Source organism: Streptomyces sp. R41, from assembly GCF_041053055.1.
In the GTDB taxonomy this organism is placed as follows: Bacteria; Actinomycetota; Actinomycetes; order Streptomycetales; family Streptomycetaceae; genus Streptomyces.
Map to the genome: position 1 here is coordinate 3,050,722 of NZ_CP163443.1, position 17,538 is coordinate 3,068,259.

17 protein-coding genes are annotated in these 17,538 nt (G+C 70.6%); 4 read left to right on the top strand and 13 right to left on the bottom strand.

Features of this window, described 5'->3' with window-relative positions; translation table 11 throughout:
• Nucleotides 1-98: 98 nt before the first annotated feature.
• The gene (locus AB5J53_RS14290) at nucleotides 99-1,451 is read right to left on the bottom strand and encodes a class II 3-deoxy-7-phosphoheptulonate synthase (RefSeq protein WP_369246015.1); all 1,353 of its coding nucleotides are present in this window, start codon (nucleotides 1,449-1,451) and stop codon (nucleotides 99-101) included.
• 129 nt (nucleotides 1,452-1,580) lie between these two features.
• Complete coding sequence (locus AB5J53_RS14295; protein WP_369246016.1) at nucleotides 1,581-2,801, bottom strand: glycoside hydrolase domain-containing protein; 1,221 nt, start codon at nucleotides 2,799-2,801, stop codon at nucleotides 1,581-1,583.
• Between the two features lie 147 nt (nucleotides 2,802-2,948).
• Between AB5J53_RS14295 and AB5J53_RS14300 the strand changes: the two genes are divergently transcribed.
• Both AB5J53_RS14300 and AB5J53_RS14305 read left to right on the top strand, forming a co-directional pair.
• The gene (locus AB5J53_RS14300; protein WP_369252227.1) at nucleotides 2,949-3,005 is read left to right on the top strand and encodes a trp operon leader peptide; all 57 of its coding nucleotides are present in this window, start codon (nucleotides 2,949-2,951) and stop codon (nucleotides 3,003-3,005) included.
• Between the two features lie 106 nt (nucleotides 3,006-3,111).
• Entirely contained in the window at nucleotides 3,112-4,992 is a 1,881-nt protein-coding gene (locus AB5J53_RS14305) for an anthranilate synthase family protein (protein WP_369246017.1), read from the top strand.
• Here AB5J53_RS14305 and AB5J53_RS14310 read toward each other — a convergent pair.
• From AB5J53_RS14310 to AB5J53_RS14330, 5 genes are all read right to left on the bottom strand, one after another.
• Nucleotides 4,944-5,939, bottom strand: coding sequence for a 2-hydroxyacid dehydrogenase (locus AB5J53_RS14310; RefSeq protein WP_369246018.1), 996 nt, complete (start codon nucleotides 5,937-5,939; stop codon nucleotides 4,944-4,946). The two genes, AB5J53_RS14305 and AB5J53_RS14310, sit on opposite strands and share 49 nt — an antisense overlap.
• Before the next feature lie 71 nt (nucleotides 5,940-6,010).
• Nucleotides 6,011-7,039: a 6-phosphofructokinase gene (locus tag AB5J53_RS14315; RefSeq protein ID WP_369246019.1), complete on the bottom strand. Its 1,029-nt coding sequence runs from the start codon at nucleotides 7,037-7,039 to the stop codon at nucleotides 6,011-6,013.
• Nucleotides 7,040-7,182: 143 nt separating this feature from the next.
• Nucleotides 7,183-7,830 carry a response regulator transcription factor gene (locus AB5J53_RS14320; RefSeq protein ID WP_189190613.1) on the bottom strand — a complete coding sequence of 216 codons (648 nt, stop codon included), beginning with the start codon at nucleotides 7,828-7,830 and terminating at the stop codon, nucleotides 7,183-7,185.
• Between the two features lie 141 nt (nucleotides 7,831-7,971).
• Nucleotides 7,972-9,189: a MacS family sensor histidine kinase gene (macS, locus tag AB5J53_RS14325; RefSeq protein ID WP_369246020.1), complete on the bottom strand. Its 1,218-nt coding sequence runs from the start codon at nucleotides 9,187-9,189 to the stop codon at nucleotides 7,972-7,974.
• A 44-nt stretch (nucleotides 9,190-9,233) separates the two neighbouring features.
• Nucleotides 9,234-10,040, bottom strand: coding sequence for a lysophospholipid acyltransferase family protein (locus AB5J53_RS14330; protein ID WP_369246021.1), 807 nt, complete (start codon nucleotides 10,038-10,040; stop codon nucleotides 9,234-9,236).
• Between the two features lie 171 nt (nucleotides 10,041-10,211).
• On the opposite strand from AB5J53_RS14330, the gene AB5J53_RS14335 reads away from it, so the two are divergent.
• A complete protein-coding gene (locus tag AB5J53_RS14335) occupies nucleotides 10,212-11,021 on the top strand; it encodes an alpha/beta hydrolase (RefSeq protein ID WP_369246022.1) in 810 nt (269 codons plus the stop codon).
• Complete coding sequence (locus AB5J53_RS14340) at nucleotides 11,014-11,649, top strand: hypothetical protein (RefSeq protein WP_369246023.1); 636 nt, start codon at nucleotides 11,014-11,016, stop codon at nucleotides 11,647-11,649. The genes AB5J53_RS14335 and AB5J53_RS14340 overlap by 8 nt, the downstream gene beginning before the upstream one ends.
• A gap of 7 nt (nucleotides 11,650-11,656) precedes the next feature.
• Here AB5J53_RS14340 and AB5J53_RS14345 read toward each other — a convergent pair whose 3' ends face one another.
• The 6 genes from AB5J53_RS14345 to AB5J53_RS14370 all read right to left on the bottom strand — a co-directional run bounded on the left by AB5J53_RS14345 (nucleotide 11,657) and on the right by AB5J53_RS14370 (nucleotide 17,449).
• A complete protein-coding gene (locus AB5J53_RS14345; protein WP_369246024.1) occupies nucleotides 11,657-12,421 on the bottom strand; it encodes an endonuclease/exonuclease/phosphatase family protein in 765 nt (254 codons plus the stop codon).
• Nucleotides 12,422-12,856: 435 nt separating this feature from the next.
• On the bottom strand, nucleotides 12,857-13,810 hold the full coding sequence (locus tag AB5J53_RS14350; RefSeq protein WP_369246025.1) for an ROK family glucokinase: 954 nt from the start codon (nucleotides 13,808-13,810) through the stop codon (nucleotides 12,857-12,859).
• Nucleotides 13,811-13,864: 54 nt separating this feature from the next.
• Nucleotides 13,865-14,350: a DUF5304 domain-containing protein gene (locus AB5J53_RS14355; protein ID WP_369246026.1), complete on the bottom strand. Its 486-nt coding sequence runs from the start codon at nucleotides 14,348-14,350 to the stop codon at nucleotides 13,865-13,867.
• 93 nt (nucleotides 14,351-14,443) lie between these two features.
• Nucleotides 14,444-15,613: an ArsA family ATPase gene (locus tag AB5J53_RS14360; protein ID WP_369246027.1), complete on the bottom strand. Its 1,170-nt coding sequence runs from the start codon at nucleotides 15,611-15,613 to the stop codon at nucleotides 14,444-14,446.
• 200 nt (nucleotides 15,614-15,813) lie between these two features.
• Nucleotides 15,814-16,257, bottom strand: coding sequence for an SRPBCC family protein (locus AB5J53_RS14365; RefSeq protein WP_369246028.1), 444 nt, complete (start codon nucleotides 16,255-16,257; stop codon nucleotides 15,814-15,816).
• Between the two features lie 394 nt (nucleotides 16,258-16,651).
• The gene (locus AB5J53_RS14370; protein WP_369246029.1) at nucleotides 16,652-17,449 is read right to left on the bottom strand and encodes a metallophosphoesterase; all 798 of its coding nucleotides are present in this window, start codon (nucleotides 17,447-17,449) and stop codon (nucleotides 16,652-16,654) included.
• Between the last annotated feature and the right edge of the window lie 89 nt (nucleotides 17,450-17,538).

Genomic DNA, 17,538 nt, shown 5'->3' on the forward strand with positions numbered 1-17,538 from the left:
CGTCTCCCCTGGACCGCAAAAGTGCGAAGGGGCGCGGATCGTATGTGATCCGCGCCCCACTTCACATGCCGGTAACAGCCGATACGGCTGCTGATCTGCTACTGGTCCCGGTACATCTCGGCGACCAGGAACGCCAGGTCAAGGGACTGGCTACGGTTCAGGCGCGGGTCGCAGGCCGTCTCGTAGCGCTGGTGCAGATCGTCGACGAAGATCTCGTCGCCGCCGCCCACGCACTCGGTGACGTCGTCACCGGTGAGCTCGACATGGATGCCGCCCGGGTGCGTGCCCAGACCCTTGTGCACCTCGAAGAAGCCCTTGACCTCGTCGAGCACGTCGTCGAAGCGGCGGGTCTTGTGGCCCGATGCCGCCTCGAAGGTGTTGCCGTGCATCGGGTCGGTCACCCAGGCCACGGTCGCACCGGAGGCGGTGACCTTCTCGACCAGCTCGGGCAGCTTGTCGCGGACCTTGTCCGCGCCCATCCGCACGATGAAGGTGAGGCGGCCCGGCTCGCGGTCCGGGTCGAGGCGCTCGATGTACTGCAGCGCGTCCTCGGCCGTCGTCGTGGGGCCCAGCTTGATCCCGATCGGGTTGCGGATCTTCGAGGCGAACTCGATGTGCGCGCCGTCCAGCTGACGGGTGCGCTCACCGATCCACACCATGTGGCCCGAGACGTCGTACAGGTGGCCCGTACGCGAGTCGACCCTGGTCAGCGCCGACTCGTAGTCGAGGAGCAGCGCCTCGTGCGAGGAGTAGAACTCGACGGTCTTGAACTCCTCCGGGTCGGTCCCGCAGGCCCGCATGAAGTTCATCGCGTTGTCGATCTCGCGCGCCAGCTGCTCGTAGCGCTGGCCGGAGGGGGACGACTTCACGAAGTCCTGGTTCCAGGCGTGCACCTGGCGCAGGTCGGCGTAGCCGCCGGTGGTGAAGGCGCGCACCAGGTTGAGCGTGGAGGCGGAGGCGTTGTACATCCGCTTCAGGCGCTCGGGGTCCGGGATGCGGGCCTCTTCGGTGAAGTCGAAGCCGTTGACGGAGTCGCCGCGGTAGGTCGGCAGCGTCACGCCGTCGCGGGTCTCGGTCGGCTTGGAGCGCGGCTTGGAGTACTGGCCGGCGATACGGCCGACCTTCACGACCGGCACCGAGGCGGCGTACGTGAGCACGGCGCCCATCTGGAGCAGGGTCTTGAGCTTGTTGCGGATGTGGTCGGCGGACACGGCGTCGAAGGCCTCGGCGCAGTCGCCGCCCTGGAGCAGGAACGCCTCGCCCTTGGCGACGGCTCCCATCCGGGCGCGCAGCTGGTCGCACTCGCCCGCGAAGACGAGCGGCGGATACGACTCGAGGTCCGCGATCACATCGCGCAGAGCCTCGGCATCGGGGTACTCGGGCTGCTGCGCCGCGGGCAGGTTTCGCCAGGTGTTGCCAGCGCTCGCGCTGGACTTAGCGTTCACGGTCACCTCCACAACATTACGGGGTCGTGTCGGGCGTCCATTCACGTGCTCATCAAGTGAGACGCGGCGCGCTCGATCGGGGCGCTCCGGGCGGCCGTGCGACAGGTACCCGCGCCGCCCGGAGCAGGCTCGTTCCTAGTCCACGTTGAGCCGGTCGCGGTCGATGGCGATGGTCACGCCGCCGTGGGTCTCGGTCGTGTCGCCGACGTACTGGTGGATGCGCTGGTGCTTGGCCCACAGGGACGCGGGGACCGACGGATCGTCGGTGGTCGACTCGTAGTTCCAGCGGGCGAAGTGGATGACGTCGGGCAGGGTGGCGCCGTCGCGGTGGGCCACCAGGTCGGTGATCAAGGACGAGGTGTTGCCGTAGGCGCCGGAGCGATAGCCGAGCTTGTGCAATCGCTCGGTGAAGGCGCCGAGATAGGCGAGGACCTGGGCGGTCACGGTGCCTCCGGGCTGGTAGTGCTCCAGGTCGTCGTAGATCACCGTTCCCTTGCCGAGCCCCAGCGCGGCGGCCTGCCGGGACGCGTCGTCGGCCGCCGCCGTGCCCTGTGGCACCGGGTCGGTGATCTCCGCGCAGCCGCCCCCGCAGCTGCCGCCGTCCGAGGTGGGCTGCCGGCCTACGTACAGCGGGATGAACCGCCAGCCGGCCGCGTACTGCTTCCGCACCCACTCGGCGGTGAGGTTCGGCTGGGCGCAGGCGCGGTTGATCCCGCCGATGTAGATGCCTACGGCGCCGTAGCCGGACGCCTTGTGCCAGGCGTCCATGGCCTTCTGGCTCGGTGCGGTACAGGAGTCGAAGCCCTCGCCCCGGAAGGAGGTCGCGTCCTTGGCGAGGGGCGCCGCGGCGGGTGGCGGCTCGGCGGCCGGTGCGGCGACGGGCAGATCGGCGCTGCGAAGGATGTCCTGGATCTTCGTACGGTCGTCCCCGTACGCGGCCGTCACGGCGATGCGGTCCGCGGTGACCCGGTACGTACCGGCCGTGCGGTTCTCGGTGGCGCCGCCGGCGACGGCCTGGGGGCTCCCGGCGGCGGGTACGGCGCTCTCGGCGCCGGTGGCGGGCTGGATCACGAGCGCCTCGGTACGCCCCCGTACGCGCGCCGGGCAGCTCTGTCGTTCGCCCGGCGCACCGAGGTACACGACGTGACGGTCGAAGCGGACACAGGCCTCCGGGTGCTTCTCCAGGTCCACGACCCACCAGGATGCGGGCACGGTGAAGACGTGGCCCCGGTAGGTGACCTGGGTGGTGTCGTCGGAGGAGCGCGGGGCCGACTGGGCGGCGCCGGGCAGGCCGGCGGCGAGGGCCGCGGCCGCGGCGCACACGGCGAGGGCGCGTGCGCCGCTCCGGCGAGGCATGGGTGAACGAGCTGCGTGAATGACTCTCTCCTCGGTCGGATCGGTCGGGCTACCTGGCCATGAATGGCCGGTGCACGAGCGGTCCGAACCCCGTACGCGAACGGTTCACGCTGTTGCCGGGCCCACACGTCGGGTAAGGTGCGGCGCATGTTCGCGCAATCGATCCAGAACTGGTGGTGGACCGCTCGTCCGGCGGCCCACTGACTGCGCGTACGCAAGACTTCGCGAAGGCCGCCCGAGGGGCGGCCTTCGGTGTTTCCGGAGTCCGTTCCTCTCTGACTGAGTCTCTGAGTGAGAAGGAACAGGACCCGTGAACCTGCTCGACCTCCTGGACGATCCCCGTCCGTTCGCCCTGCTGCGTCGCCGCACCCCCGGCCACGACCATGACGTGGTCGAGGTGCTGCTCGGCCCGGTCACCACCCACGACCGCCTCGCCGACATCCCCGACGAGGGCCTCGCGCTCATCCCCTACCGCCAGATCCGGGAGCGCGGCTTCGACGTCCGCGACGACGGCACGCCGCTGGCGGTACTCACCCCAGAGGAGACGTACGAACTGCCCCTGGAACAGGCCCTGTCCCAGCTGCCGTCGCACGAGGTGCGCGTCGAGGGCGGGGGCTTCGACGTCGCCGACGAGGAGTACGCCCAGATCGTCGGGCGGGTGCTGCGCGAGGAGATCGGGCGGGGCGAGGGTGCGAACTTCGTGATCCGGCGTACGTACCAGGGGGAGATCCCGGGGTTCGGGAGGGCCGACGCCCTCGCCCTGTTCCGTCGGCTCCTCGTCGGTGAGCGGGGCGCGTACTGGACGTTCGTCGTGCACACCGGGCAGCGCACGCTGGTCGGGGCCAGCCCCGAAGTGCACGTCCGGATGTCCGGGGGGACCGTCGTGATGAACCCGATCAGCGGCACGTACCGCTACCCGGCCGAGGGCCCGACGCCCGAGGATCTGCTCGCCTTCCTCGCCGACGGCAAGGAGATCGAGGAGCTCTCGATGGTGGTCGACGAGGAGCTCAAGATGATGTGCACGGTCGGCGACATGGGCGGGGTGGTGATCGGTCCGCGGCTGAAGGAGATGGCCCATCTCGCCCACACCGAGTACGAGTTGCGGGGGCGTTCCTCGCTGGATGTGCGCGAGGTGCTCAAGGAGACGATGTTCGCGGCGACCGTCACCGGGTCGCCGGTGCAGAACGCGTGCCGGGTGATCGAGCGGCACGAGGTCGGCGGGCGGGGCTATTACGCGGGTGCGCTGGCCCTCGTCGGACGGGACGCGGGCGGGGCGCAGACGCTCGACTCCCCCATCCTCATCCGCACCGCCGACATCGACGCGGACGGGAGGCTGCGGGTGCCGGTGGGCGCCACACTCGTACGGGGATCGGATCCGGCGGGCGAGGTCGCCGAGACGCACGCGAAGGCGGCGGGGGTGCTCGCGGCGCTGGGAGTGGTGGAGACCAGGCCGCGCGAGGAACGCGTACGGCCGAAGCTGGGCGACGACCCGCGTGTGCAGGCGGCGCTCGACGGGCGGCGGGCCTCGCTCGCGCCGTTCTGGCTGCGGATGCAGGAGCGGGCCGACTCGCTGCGGGGACATGCCCTCGTCGTGGACGGCGAGGACACCTTCACGGCGATGCTCGCGCATGTGCTGCGGTCGAGCGGTCTAGAGGTGACGGTTCGGCGCTACGACGAGCCGGGGCTGCGCGAGGCGGTTCTCGCGCACGAGGGGCCGGTCGTGCTGGGGCCCGGCCCCGGTGACCCCTCGGACGTGACCGATCCCAAGATGCGGTTCCTGCGGGAGCTCACCGCCGAGGTGATCCGCGGTCACCGTCACGGCGTGCTCGGGGTCTGCCTCGGCCATGAGCTGATCGCGGCCGAGCTGGGCCTGGAGATCGTCCGCAAGGAAGTCCCGTACCAGGGTGCGCAGACCGGGATCGACCTCTTCGGGCGGATGGAGACCGTCGGCTTCTACAACAGCTTCGTGGCGCGGTGCGACGAGGAGACCCTCGCGGAGTTGTCCGCGCACGGCATCGAGGTCAGCCGCGGTGACAGCGGCGAGGTGCACGCGATGCGCGGCCCGGGGTTCGCGGGGGTCCAGTTCCACCCGGAGTCGGTGCTGACGCTGAACGGCGCGGCGGTCGTGAGCGAGCTGATCGGTCAGCTGCGGGGCACCAGCACGTTGTCGGAGCGGCGGCCCGCGGTGTAGTCGAGGACGTTCTTGACCGTGGCCTCGATGATCTGGCCGACGGCGTCCTCGGTGTAGTAGGCCTGGTGGGACGTGACCAGGACGTTCGGGAAGGTGACGAGGCGGGCCAGGGTGTCGTCCTCGATGGCCTCCAGGGACTTGTCGAGGAAGAAGAGGCCCGCCTCCGCCTCGTACACGTCGAGGCCGACGCCCGTGAAGCGGCCCTCGCGCAGCTCGGCGACGAGGGCCTGGGTGTCGATCAGGCCGCCGCGGCTGGAGTTCACCAGGATCGCGTCGTCCTTCATCGCGCGCAGCGCGGCGGCGTCGATCAGGCGCTGGGTCTGCGGCATCAGAGGAACGTGCAGGCTGATCAGGTGGGACTCGGCGAGGAGTTGCTCCTTGGGGACGTACTTCATGCCGAGTTCGACGCAGGCCGGGTTCTCGGCGACGTCCCAGCCGAGCAGGTTCATGCCGAAGCCGTCGGCGATCCGGGTGAACGCCTCGCCGATCTTGCCGGTGCCGAGGACGCCCGCGGTGCGGCCGTGCATGTCGCGGCCCATCAGCCCGTCGAGGCGGAAGTCGAAGTCGCGGGTGCGGGTGGCGGCGCGCACAATACGGCGGTTGACGGCCATGCCGAGGGTCCAGGCGAACTCGGCGACGGAGTACGGCGAGTAGTACGAGACCCGGGCGACCGTCATGCCGAGGCGCTCGGCGACCTTGAGGTCGATGTTGTTGAAGCCGGTGGAACGCTGGGCGACCAGCTGGGTGCCGCCGGCTGCCAGGGTCTGCAGGACACGGTGGCCGAGGCCGCAGTTGACGCTGGTGGAGATGGCCTCGTAGCCGGCCGCGATGCGAGCGGTGTCCTCGGTCAGGAAGACGTCGAGACAGTGGACCTCGTGGTGGCCCGCGAAGGCCTTCTCGAGCAGGGGCTTCTCGTCGGCCTGGACACCAAAGGCGAGGATCTCCACGCTTCCTCCCGTTCTGCGGGGCTATGGGCCGAATATACGGCCCATAGCCCCCGTGCGCCGGGCTGCCGCGGTCAGCCGAAGAAGACCCCGACCTCCTCGTAGAGCTTCGGGTCGACCGTCTTCAGCTTGGCCGTGGCCTCCGCGATCGGGACGCGGACGATGTCCGTGCCACGCAGGGCGACCATCTTGCCGAAGTCGCCGTCGCGGACGGCCTCGATGGCGTGCAGCCCGAAGCGGGTGGCGAGCCAGCGGTCGAAGGCGCTGGGGGTGCCGCCGCGCTGGACGTGTCCGAGGACCGTCGTGCGGGCCTCCTTGCCGGTGCGCTTCTCGATCTCCTTGGCCAGCCATTCGCCGACCCCGGAGAGGCGCACATGCCCGAAGGAGTCGAGGGACTCGTCCTTGAGGACCATGTCGCCGTCCTTGGGCATCGCCCCCTCGGCGACGACCACGATCGGCGCGTACGAGGCCTTGAAGCGCGAGGTCACCCAGGCGCACACCTGGTCGACGTCGAAGCGCTGCTCGGGGATGAGGATGACGTTGGCGCCGCCGGCCAGGCCCGAGTGGATGGCGATCCAGCCCGCATGGCGGCCCATCACCTCGCAGACGAGGACGCGCATGTGCGACTCGGCGGTGGTGTGCAGGCGGTCGATCGCCTCGGTCGCGATGCCGACGGCGGTGTCGAAGCCGAAGGTGTAGTCGGTGGCGGACAGGTCGTTATCGATGGTCTTCGGTACGCCGACGACGGGGACGCCGTACTCGTCCGTGAGACGCGCGGCGACGCCGAGCGTGTCCTCGCCGCCGATCGCGATGAGCGCGTCGACCTCCTGCTTGGCGAGGTTCTCCTTGATACGGCGGATGCCGTTCTCCTGCTTGAGGGGGTTGGTGCGCGAGGAGCCGAGAATGGTGCCGCCGCGCGGCAGGATGCCGCGCACGGCGGAGATGTCGAGCCGAACGATGTCGCCTTCCAGTGGTCCCCGCCAGCCGTCCCGGAAGCCGACGAAGTCATAGCCGTACTCCTGCACGCCCTTGCGGACGATGCCCCGGATGACGGCGTTGAGCCCGGGGCAGTCGCCGCCTCCGGTCAGTACTCCGACCCGCATGGAAAGTCCCTTCGCCGCGGTTGCCTGATGGACTCACGCTAATAGTGATGCAGGTCACTTCGGCATGGTGCGGAAGGTCAATTCCAGTGAATTGTGCGGGTGTTGATCAGTCACCTTCACTCGAAGGTGTGAGTGCGTGAGGTTTACGCCTCGTCAAGACCGCGTTCTATGGCGTAGCGCACCAGCTCCACGCGGTTGTGGAGCTGCAGCTTGCCCAGGGTGTTCTGCACATGGTTCTGGACCGTGCGATGGGAGATGACGAGGCGCTCGGCTATCTGCTTGTAGCTCAGGCCCTTGGCGACCAGCCGGAGCACCTCGGTCTCGCGGTCGGTGAGTTGCGGAGCCTTGGGCTCGTCGACGCCCGCGGCGGGGGCCGGTTCGGAGGCCAGCCGGCGGTATTCGCCGAGGACCAGACCCGCGAGGCCCGGGGTGAACACCGGGTCGCCGACCGCCGTACGACGCACCGCGTCGATCAGCTCCTCCGTGGACGCCGACTTGAGCAGATAGCCGGTGGCGCCGGACTTCACCGCCTCCAGAACGTCGGCGTGCTCGCCGCTGGCCGACAGGACGAGGACGCGCAGGGCCGGGTTGGCGCCGACCAGCTCCTTGCAGACCTGGACGCCGGGCTTGGCGGGCAGATTCAGGTCGAGTACGAGGACATCGGGCGCGGCGGCCTGGGCGCGGCGCACGGCCTGCTCGCCGTCGCCCGCGGTGGCGACCACGTCGAAGCCGGCCTCGGCCAGGTCGCGGGCGACGGCGTCGCGCCACATGGGGTGGTCGTCGACCACCATGACCTTGATCGGGCCCTGCCGCCGCACGTCCTTCGCCTCCGCCGTCCCCGTCATCGCTGCTCCGCCGTCTTAGTCGTCGCCGTCGTCCCCGTCATCGTCGTCATCGCCGTTTTGCCGCCTTCGTCTTCCCCGCCGTCTCCGTCATCGCCGTTCCGCCTTGCCCCGTGAAACCTTCGGAACCTTCAGCTCGACTTCCGTGCCCTGCCCCGGGACCGAGATCAGCTCGGCCGTGCCACCCAGCTCGCGCAGCCGTCCGCGGATCGACAGGGCGACGCCGAGCCGCCCCTCGCCCTCGGCCTGGGCGAGCCGGCCCTCCGGGATGCCGGGGCCGTCGTCGCGTACGGTCACGATCACCGCGTCCGGTTCGTCCTCGACCAGGATCCAGGCCCGGGCCTCCGCGCCGGCGTGCTTGCGGACATTGTCCAGGGCGGCACCGACAGCGGCGGTCAGCTCTTTGGCGGCGGCCCGGGCGAGCGGCACGGGCGCGCCGGGCTCGGAGAGGGTGACGCGCGCGGTGGCGTACTGGGCGAGCAGTGAGCGCAGGTCGAGGGGGCCTTCTTCGTCGTCGGGTTCGTCGACGGCTCGTACGACGGCACCGAGGGCGGCGTCCTCCGACACCCGCGAGACGGGAACCAGGCCGCCCGAGACCAGCGTGCGCAGCGCCACCTCCTGCTCGCCGGCCATCCGGCCCAGCTCCGCCGCCTCACCGCCGAGCGCGGACGCGCGCCGCTGCACCATGGCGAGGACCTGGAGGACGCCGTCGTGGATGTCGCGGGCCAGCCGCTCCCGCTCGCGGGTGGCGGCCTCGATCTCCAGGGCGCGGGCGAGGGTGCGCTCGGAGGCGCGGGCGACCTCTACGACGTATCCGATGGCGATGGACGCGACCCAGACGAGGATCACGTTGTGGACGGTGTCGCGGGTCGGGGCGCCGCGCTCGACGATGTTGACGGCCGCGACCAGCGTGGAGGCGAAGGCCGCCCAGCGCCAGCCGCCCTTGATGGCGAAGGCCAGGACGGATCCCGCGGTCCATATCGACGGCAGGGTCGGGCCGTCGGCCTCGATCCGCGAGGAGGCGTCGGCGACCCGGGTGAGCAGGATGCCGGCGAGCGCGATGGTGAGGTCGGCGGTGAGGAACCGCTTGGTGCAGCTGGCCGCGTTCGCGACCCTGGGGAGGGTCGCCAGGGTCCACACGAACAGCAGCGCGTAGAACGCGATGGCCACCCAGGGGCGGGCGAACTTGTCGTACGCGGTGGCGAAGAGGCCGATCGCGTACAGCATCGTCAGGACGCGGTACGCGGTGAGCGCACGCCACAGCGGCTGCTCGACCGACATCCTCATCACGCGCTCGCGCTTGGCCATCTCCCCCACCCCACCCCCACTCCCGCACGTCCTGACGGACGCGTCTAGGAGCCGGACCGTTCCCTGTCCGCCTGCTCCGCTTCCTTGGCGGCCTGCTTCTCGGCCAGTTCCTTGGCCGCTTGCTTCTCGGCTTGCGCGAGGGCGGCCTTCGCCGCCTTCTCCGCGTCCTTCTCGGCCTTCGCCGCCTCCGCGATCTGCCGCTTGGCGGCCGTCGCGTACATGTCGACGTACTCCTGGCCGGAGAGCTTCATGATTTCGTACATGACCTCGTCGGTCACCGCGCGGAGCACGAAACGGTCGTGCTCCATGCCCTTGTACCGGCTGAAGTCCAGCGGCTTGCCGATGCGGATGCCCGGGCGCATCAGCTTGGGCATCACCTTGCCCGGCGGCTGGATCTTCTCGGTGTCGATCATCGCGACCGGGATGACCGGCGCGCCGGTGGCGAGCGCCACGCGCGCGAGACCGCCGGGCTTTCCGCGATAGAGGCGGCCGTCGGGCGAGCGCGTGCCCTCCGGGTAGATACCGAACAGCTCACCGCGCTCGATGACGTCGATACCGCTCTTGATGGCCGCCTCACCCGCGCCGCGCGCTCCGGAGCGGTCCACGGGGAGCTGGCCGACGCCCTTGAAGAAGGCGGCGGTCATCCGGCCCTTGATGCCGGGCGTCGTGAAGTACTCGGCCTTCGCGATGAAGGTCACCTTGCGGTCGAGAACCGCGGGCAGGAAGAACGAGTCCGAGAACGACAGATGATTGCTCGCCAGAATGGCGGGGCCCTCGGCGGGGATGTTCTCGAGGCCTTCCACCCAGGGTCTGAAGGCGAGCTTCAGTGGCCCTCCGATGGAAAACTTCATTGCGCCGTAGATCAACCGAGTGCCTCCTGTGTCGTAGCTCAGACCTTAACCCGGAGCACTGTCAAAGGACCCGACGACCCTGGTCGGTGTCAGTGCGGTCGCGTACGGTGAAGTACGCCTCGAAGCCTCGGGGGTTCCGTTTCGCCCGCTTCTATGAACAGGAGACCGAAGGTGCCGGTCCTTCCTGGAGCCGAGCCGTTCCGCCGCGAGGGCGGAGAGGTCGGCGTCCTTCTCTGCCACGGCTTCACCGGGTCCCCGCAGTCGCTGCGGCCCTGGGCGGAGTATCTGGCCGAGCGCGGCCTGACCGTCACGCTGCCGCTGCTGCCGGGGCACGGGACGCGCTGGGAGGACATGCAGCTCACCGGCTGGCAGGACTGGTACGCGGAGGTGGACCGGGAGCTGCGCGCCCTGCGGGAGCGCTGTACGCAGGTGTTCGTCTTCGGCCTCTCCATGGGCGCCGCCCTCGCACTGCGCCTCGCCGCCAAGCACGGTGACGAGATCAGCGGCATCGTGGTCGTCAACCCGCTGAACAAGGTGCACGGCCCGGCGGCACACGCCCTTCCGGTGCTCCGGCACTTCGTACGGTCGACGAAGGGCATCGTGAGCGACATCGCGAAGGAGGGCTCCGAGGAGCTCGGGTACGACCGGGTGCCGCTGCACGCCGCGCACTCGATGCGGAATTTCTGCGCGATCGTCGATGGCGAGCTGCCGCAGGTCACCCAGCCGATAGTGCTGCTGCACAGCCCCCAGGACCATGTCGTGTCCCCCGCCGACTCGGCGCGCGTCCTTGGCCGGGTGTCCTCCACGGACGTGACGGAGATCCTGCTGGAACAGAGCTACCACGTCGCGACGTTGGACCACGACGCGGACCGGATCTTCGAGGAGAGCTACGCGTTCATCGCCCGGCTCGCGCCCAGTGTCGGCAAGGAGTCCGGCGCGGGTCAGGTGGGTCAGCAGGAAGGGACGGCCACCGGTGGCTGAGCACGACGCGGAACGCGGCGATTCCGAGGAGAAGGGCGTGCCCCTCGACGGGCCTCTCGGCGAGGAGCAGAGCGTGCCCTTCGACGAGGACGCCGCGTGGCAGGCGATCGTCGCCGGGTACGGCGAGGAGCCGCCGGACCCGCCCGGCGCGAAGCCGTACAAGTCGGTGGAGGACCTGGCGCTCCTCGACCCGGAGACGAACGACGGCAACAAGGACGACCCAGGGTCCGGACCCGGAGCCGAAGCCGGTTCCGGGTCGGGAGACAAGCCCTCCCCACCCCAGTCCCTCGGCAGCTCGGTCGCCTTCGCGCCCGGTGTCGGCGGCCCGCGCGACTACGAGGCGCCCGAGCCCGCCGACGACGACTTCGACGAGGACGACGAGGGCCACTTCGTACCGCCCGAGCCGCCCCCGCTGCCGACGGCCGACACCACCGCCAAGTTCGCCTGGCTCGGCGTCATCGGCGGCCCCATCCTGCTCCTGCTGGCCGTCCTCCTCGGCTGGGACATGACCTGGTGGCTCACCACCCTCGGCATCGGCGGCTTCCTCGGCGGCTTCGCCACGCTCGTGATGCGCATGAAGACCGACGACGAGGACGGAGACGATCCCGGGCGGGGCGCGGTGGTCTGACCCCGCCTCAGGACGCGGGCACTCTGAGGGCGGCCAGCACGGGCAAGTGGTCCGTGGCCGCCCTCAGGTCTGTCTCCAACACGCCGGGGAGGCCCAGCGGCACCCCACAGCCCAGGACCTCCACGCCCTCCGTGGCGAAGATCGCGTCGATGCGCTGGTGGGGGTCGGTGGGGGTGGAGGTGTACTCCGCACCCCACGGGCGGGTCGCCCAGCCGTCCTGAAGGGCACCGGCCAGGCGCTTGAAGGTGGGACCGTCCGGGCGTTCATTGAGGTCACCGCCCGCGACGGCGTGCGGCATGCCAAGGCCTGCGAGACGGTCGAGGAGCATGCCGCCCTGCGCGTACCGCTCGTCCTTCTGCAGCGAGAGATGGCAGCTCAGCACCCCGAGCCGGGCGCCGCCGAACCGTACGACAGCGGTGGCGAAGCCACGGCGGTGCAGGCCGGGGGTGAGGGGGAGCAAGACGTCCTCGGTGCGCTCGACGGTGGCCCGCAGGGAACACAGGAGCGCGGGGCCCGCTGCCGGCGCACCGCCCGAGAGAATCATCTGCCCGGACGCCGCCGCGAGCCGGGCCAGTTTCTTGCGCCAGCGGAAGAAGCGGGGCGCTTCCTGGACCAGGACGAGGTCCGCTTCGCAGGCGCTGATCACCCGGGCCAGGGCAGCGGTGTCATCGCGCATCGACCGAATGTTGTAACTGAGCACGCGAATGACGGCCGAACCGTCGACTTCGGTACGGGAGTTGGGCAGCGGACTGGCTGAGGGGCTGGTCGGCATGGCGATCAAGATACGACAGCCAGAAGAACCACACGAGGGACAACCCGCAGCCACCCCCCACACAGAGCGACCACACCAGCACGAACCGCACACGGAAAGCCTCCCACGGAAGGCCGCGCAAGTACGAACCGCACACGGGACAACCCGCAGCCGCCCCCGCACGGAAGGGGCCGTGCCGGTACATCGAATGCCCGTATCCGGACGGATCCCCGGCAGAGGGCTCCCTGGGAACCCCCGGCCGATCCGTTCGGATACGGGCGGATGTACCGGCGCGGCCCCGACCCACGACGCACGGCAGGCGCCCCACGCACCGGCGGACACCCGCCCGACAGGGCAAGGCAGGGCAAGGCAAGGCACTGCACGGCACTGCACGGCAGTGCACGGCACCCAGCACGACAGGCCGCCGTACCGCATGCCGTGCCGGCTGCCGACGGGTCACATGATCGGGTCGGGCTCCCGTGCCAGGTCGGCGGCGCCGACCAGACCCGCCTTGTTGCCCAGCTGAGCCGCGATGACATCGGCGACCGGCCGCCAGTTGCCGCCCACCAGCCAGCGCTTGTACGACTTGCGGATCGGGTCGAGGACCAGCTCGCCCTCGTCCGAGAGACCGCCACCGACGATGAAGGCGGACGGGTCGAAGAGCGAGGCAAGGTCGGCGAGGCCGGCACCGGCCCAGCGGGCCAGCTCGCGGTAGGAGTCCACCGCCACCGGGTCGCCCTGGCGCGCGGCCACCGAGATGTGCTTGCCCTCGATGCCGTCGGGGGTGCCGTTGCCCAGCGCGAGCAGGATCTCCGCGTTCTCCGGAGTCGCGTTGGCGCGCTGCTTGGCGTAGCGGACGAGGGCGCGCCCGGAGGCGTACTGCTCCCAGCAGCCCTGCGAGCCGCAGCCGCACAGCAGCCCGTCCGGCACCATGCGGATGTGGCCGAACTCGGCGGCCACGCCGAAGTGCCCGCGGCGCAGCTTGTTGCCGATGATGATGCCGCCGCCGAGGCCCGTGCCCAGGGTGATGCAGATGACGTTCCGGTGGCCCTTGCCCGCGCCGAACTTGTACTCGCCCCACGCCGCCGCGTTCGCGTCGTTCTCGACGACGACCGGCAGCCCCACACGCGCCTCGACCTCGGCCTTGAGCGGCTCCTGCCGCCAGTCGATGTTCGGCGCGAAGTAGACCGTCGAGCGCTGGCGGTTCACGTATCCGGCCGCACCGATGCCCACGCCGACGATGTCATGGCCTGCGCGCGCACCCTCGACAGCAGCGGCGATGGCGTCCACGATGGCCTGCGGCGTGGTGGGGGTCGGCACCTTGTGGGTCGAGAGGATGTTGCCTTCCTCGTCGACCACACCGGCCGCGATCTTCGTGCCGCCGATATCGACGCCGATGGTGAGTCCCATGAATCCCTCAGTTTCGGTCGAGCCCCGCTACGGCCAACCGTACCCGAGGGGCCCTCAGTCCAGGTCGATGTGCTCCCCTGGACCGGTCCCCTCGTCGCGGGGGCCCGTGTCCCGGCTCGTCCAGCGTCGTTCCTGTGCCTCGACGGCCGAGCGATAGGCGGCGAGCAGCTCGGAGCCGGCGGCCGCGAGGTGGTCGAACACATCCGGATTGCGCTCTATCACGGGCTCGACGGCGGCCTTGGCCTGCTGCACGACCTGGTTGACCATCTGCTGGGCCGTGCCGGAGGCGACCGCGCCGAAGAGCGGCGAATTCAGCCCGGACAGCTTGTCGGCGACGGCCTCGACGAGCTTGCGCAGTTCCTCGGCGGCCGAGCCCGGCGGTGTGCCGTACGCGGCGCGGCGGCGGGCCTTCTCCGCCGCGAGGTCCTCGGCACAGGCCTTCGCCCAGGCGTCGGCGTCGGTCGTGCGCGCCTCTTCGGCACGCACCTCGTCGCCCGCTTCCTCCTGAGCGGCGTCGAATGTGGGGCGCTCTTCGCTCATGGCGGACTCCTGCCTACGGTTCGTGCCTTCGACGTTACCCGAACGGGGGTACACCGTTCACCGTGTCCGCCCCCACACAGGGGAGCGGCTCGGTCATCTCGTACGCGGCCACAGATCCGGATCCGGCGCGAAGCGGACCCTCAGCTCGCCCTCGCGCAGCGCGGCGCCGGCCACGGTGCAGCGGCGCAGGGCCGACGGGAGCGCAACGATGCGGCGGAACTGCCCTGCCGTGACCACGAGTTCGTCACCGCGCCGGATGAGATCCAGTTCCTCGCGTATCGCGCCGGGCAGCGGGATGTGCCACACGAGCACGCCGTCGTCGGCCAGGTGGTCGATGACGGGCCACTCGACCGGGGGCGGAGCCTGGTTGACGCCGGGCACGGGGAGCGCGGCGAGGTCGTGGACGCCGCGCGGGTCGTGGCCGAGATGCGGGACCTCGTGGAGGGCGTACGTCTCCTGCCACTCGTCCAGTGCCTTGCGCTGCTGGGCCGCGAGGGACGCCAGCCAGGTGTCGTTCGTGGCGCCGGGCAGGACGCGGCTCGCGACCAGGGCGTCGACGGACAGTCCGCGCAGGGCGAGGGCGGTGACGGCGGCGCGTACGGCGTCGGTGCCAGTCGGGCCCGGCTCGGCGACCAGTCGTACGGTCGTGGCGCGGTCCTCGACGACCGCCTCCGCGGCGGCCAGCTCGATGTCCCAGCGGGCCGCCGTCTCGTACAGCCACTCCGCGGGCATCGGGACGCCCGCGAGCCGGCCGAGGACGGGGCGCAGGGCGCGGGCGGCCTGGCGCTCCGGCGGGAGCAGGCGGCGCAGGTAGCGGCGGAGTTCCTCGGGGAGGGCGAGGAGGGCGAGTGCCTGGGGGGCCGGGGGGAGGTCCACGACCAGGAGGTCGTACCGCTGCGACATCGCCGCGTCGCGCAGGGCGCGGAGCAGGGCGAGTTCCTCGGCGCCGGGGAGGGGCGTGACTTCCTCGGCGTCCAGGCGGGAGGCGCCGAGCAGGTCCAGGGCGGTTTGCGCGCGCTGCTGGAACGCGGTGAGGTCCTCGCGGAAGCGGGCCGCCGCGTCGGGGCGCCAGGCGGTGAGGCCCGGGGCCGCCTCCACGGGGGTCGCGCCCGTGGGTACGCCGAGGGCGGCACCGAGGGTGTCCGTGCGGTCGGCGCCGAGCACCAGGGTGCGGGTGCCCTCGCGGGCTGCCTTCAGCGCGGTGGCCGCGGCGACCGTCGTACGGCCGGTGCCGCCTTGGCCGGTGATCAGGATGGTGCGCATGGGGGTGAACGGTACCTCCGGCGATGGGGCACTGGGTTTTTCGCCCCCTCCGCCCCTGCCCGTCCCGAACTCGGGGGCTGCCGCCCCCAGACCTCCGCATCGGCCTGAACGGCCTCGTCCTCAAACGCCGGACGGGCTGAAAGACTGCCGGGTGCCTGGGGGTGGGGCGCTGCCTCGAACGCCGGACACACGCTGGAAGATCAGGCCTCGCCCGACTCCACCCGCTTCTTCAAGCCCGCCAGTGCCCGGTCGATGATGACCTTCTCGGCCTTGCGCTTGATCATGCCGAGCATGGGGATCTTGACGTCGACGGTCAGCTGGTAGGTGACCTCGGTGGCGCCGGCGCCCGCGGGCTTGAGGATGTAGGAGCCGTCGAGGGAGCGGAGCATCTGGGACTTGACCAGGGTCCAGGAGACCTCGTGGTCGCCGGTCCAGGTGTAGCCGAGGGTCTGGTCGTCCTTGATGGCGCCGGCGTCCATGACGAGGCGCACCTGCTCGGCGCGGCCCTGCTCGTCCGTGGCCAGCACCTCGGCCTCCTTCACCTCACCCGTCCAGTCCGGGTAGCGGGCGAAGTCGGCGATCACCGCCATGACGTCAGCCGGTGCCGCCTCGATCGTGATGCTCGAACTGGTGTGTTCCGCCATCGCGGTGGCTCCTCCAGATGCGGTCCGGTGAGGGAGGGTGGTGCGCACGTGTATGCAGCGTGAAGGCTACCGCGCACCGAGCGGGGTGCCGTCACCGCGTCCGACCCGGACGCGAGTCGGGACCATCACCGCGTCCGACCCGCACACGAATCGGGACCATCACCACCCCCGACCCGCACACGAATCGGGACCACCACCACCCCCGACCCGCACACGAATCGGGACCACCACCACCCCCGACCCGCACACGAATCGGGACCACCACCACCTCCGACCCGCACACGAATCGGGACCACCACCACCTCCGACCCGCACACGAATCGGGACCGTCACCGCCTCCGACGGGACGGGGGTTGGGACCTCACCGCGTCCGACCCGGACGCGGCTGGGACCGTCACCACTCCAGCACCCACGGTCTTCCCGACCCCGCGAAGTGCCCCACGTTCACGCACTCCGTCACCCCGATCCGCATCCTCCGCGCCAGCGGCTGGTGGACATGGCCGAAGAGCGAGTAGCGGGGGCGCGTGCGCCGGATCGCGTCCAGGAGTGCGCGGGACCCGCGCTCGAAGCGGCGCGCCACCGTGTCGTACACCAGCTCCGGCACCTCCGGCGGGATGTGCGTGCACAGCACGTCGACCTCACCGACCGCCTCGACCTTGGCCGCGTACTCCTCGTCGTCGATCTCGTACGGCGTCCGCATCGGGGTCCGGAGGCCGCCGCCCACGAAGCCGAAGACCCGGCCGCCGATCTCGACACGCTCACCGTCGAGCACGGTCGTGCCGGGGCCGGCGTACTCCTGCCACAGGGTCGGCATGTCGACATTGCCGTAGGTCGCGTACGTCGGTGTCGGGAACGCGGCGAACATCTCGGCGTACTGCTTGCGTACCGCCTTCTCGATGGCCGCGGCCCGGTCCGTGCCGATGCCGGACCAGAGCTGGGCGCCGAACTCGCGCGCTTCCGCGAAACGGCGGGCGGTGCGCAGCTCGACGATGCGATCCGCGTTCTCCTGGCCGAACAGGTCCGGGAAGATGCCGCGCGAGTGGTCGGCGTAATCGAGGAAGAGGACCAGGTCACCGAGGCAGATCAGGGCGTCCGCGCCGTCACCGGCTCTGGCCAGGTCCCGTGCGTTGCCGTGCACGTCACTGACCACATGAATGCGCGTCCTCGGGTTACCGACCGGTGTGGATGCCATGACGATCAAGCGTAGGCCTGTGGGGCAAACGTGAATAGAGGCGGCCGGACCTGGGGTTACTGGCTAGTCAGTAAGGGGGTGGACTACTG

What these genes read in the sequence shown, in the direction of transcription:
- AB5J53_RS14330 (WP_369246021.1), bottom strand. Translation starts at nt 10,040, where the DNA reads ATGAAGTTTTCCATCGGAGGGCCACTGAAGCTCGCCTTCAGACCCTGG.
- AB5J53_RS14315 (WP_369246019.1), bottom strand. Translation starts at nt 7,039, where the DNA reads ATGCGGGTCGGAGTACTGACCGGAGGCGGCGACTGCCCCGGGCTCAAC.
- AB5J53_RS14355 (WP_369246026.1), bottom strand. Translation starts at nt 14,350, where the DNA reads ATGAGCGAAGAGCGCCCCACATTCGACGCCGCTCAGGAGGAAGCGGGC.
- AB5J53_RS14350 (WP_369246025.1), bottom strand. Translation starts at nt 13,810, where the DNA reads ATGGGACTCACCATCGGCGTCGATATCGGCGGCACGAAGATCGCGGCC.
- AB5J53_RS14345 (WP_369246024.1), bottom strand. Translation starts at nt 12,421, where the DNA reads ATGCCGACCAGCCCCTCAGCCAGTCCGCTGCCCAACTCCCGTACCGAA.
- AB5J53_RS14365 (WP_369246028.1), bottom strand. Translation starts at nt 16,257, where the DNA reads ATGGCGGAACACACCAGTTCGAGCATCACGATCGAGGCGGCACCGGCT.
- macS (WP_369246020.1), bottom strand. Translation starts at nt 9,189, where the DNA reads ATGGCCAAGCGCGAGCGCGTGATGAGGATGTCGGTCGAGCAGCCGCTG.
- AB5J53_RS14360 (WP_369246027.1), bottom strand. Translation starts at nt 15,613, where the DNA reads ATGCGCACCATCCTGATCACCGGCCAAGGCGGCACCGGCCGTACGACG.
- AB5J53_RS14370 (WP_369246029.1), bottom strand. Translation starts at nt 17,449, where the DNA reads ATGGCATCCACACCGGTCGGTAACCCGAGGACGCGCATTCATGTGGTC.
- AB5J53_RS14295 (WP_369246016.1), bottom strand. Translation starts at nt 2,801, where the DNA reads ATGCCTCGCCGGAGCGGCGCACGCGCCCTCGCCGTGTGCGCCGCGGCC.
- AB5J53_RS14320 (WP_189190613.1), bottom strand. Translation starts at nt 7,830, where the DNA reads ATGGTGGTCGACGACCACCCCATGTGGCGCGACGCCGTCGCCCGCGAC.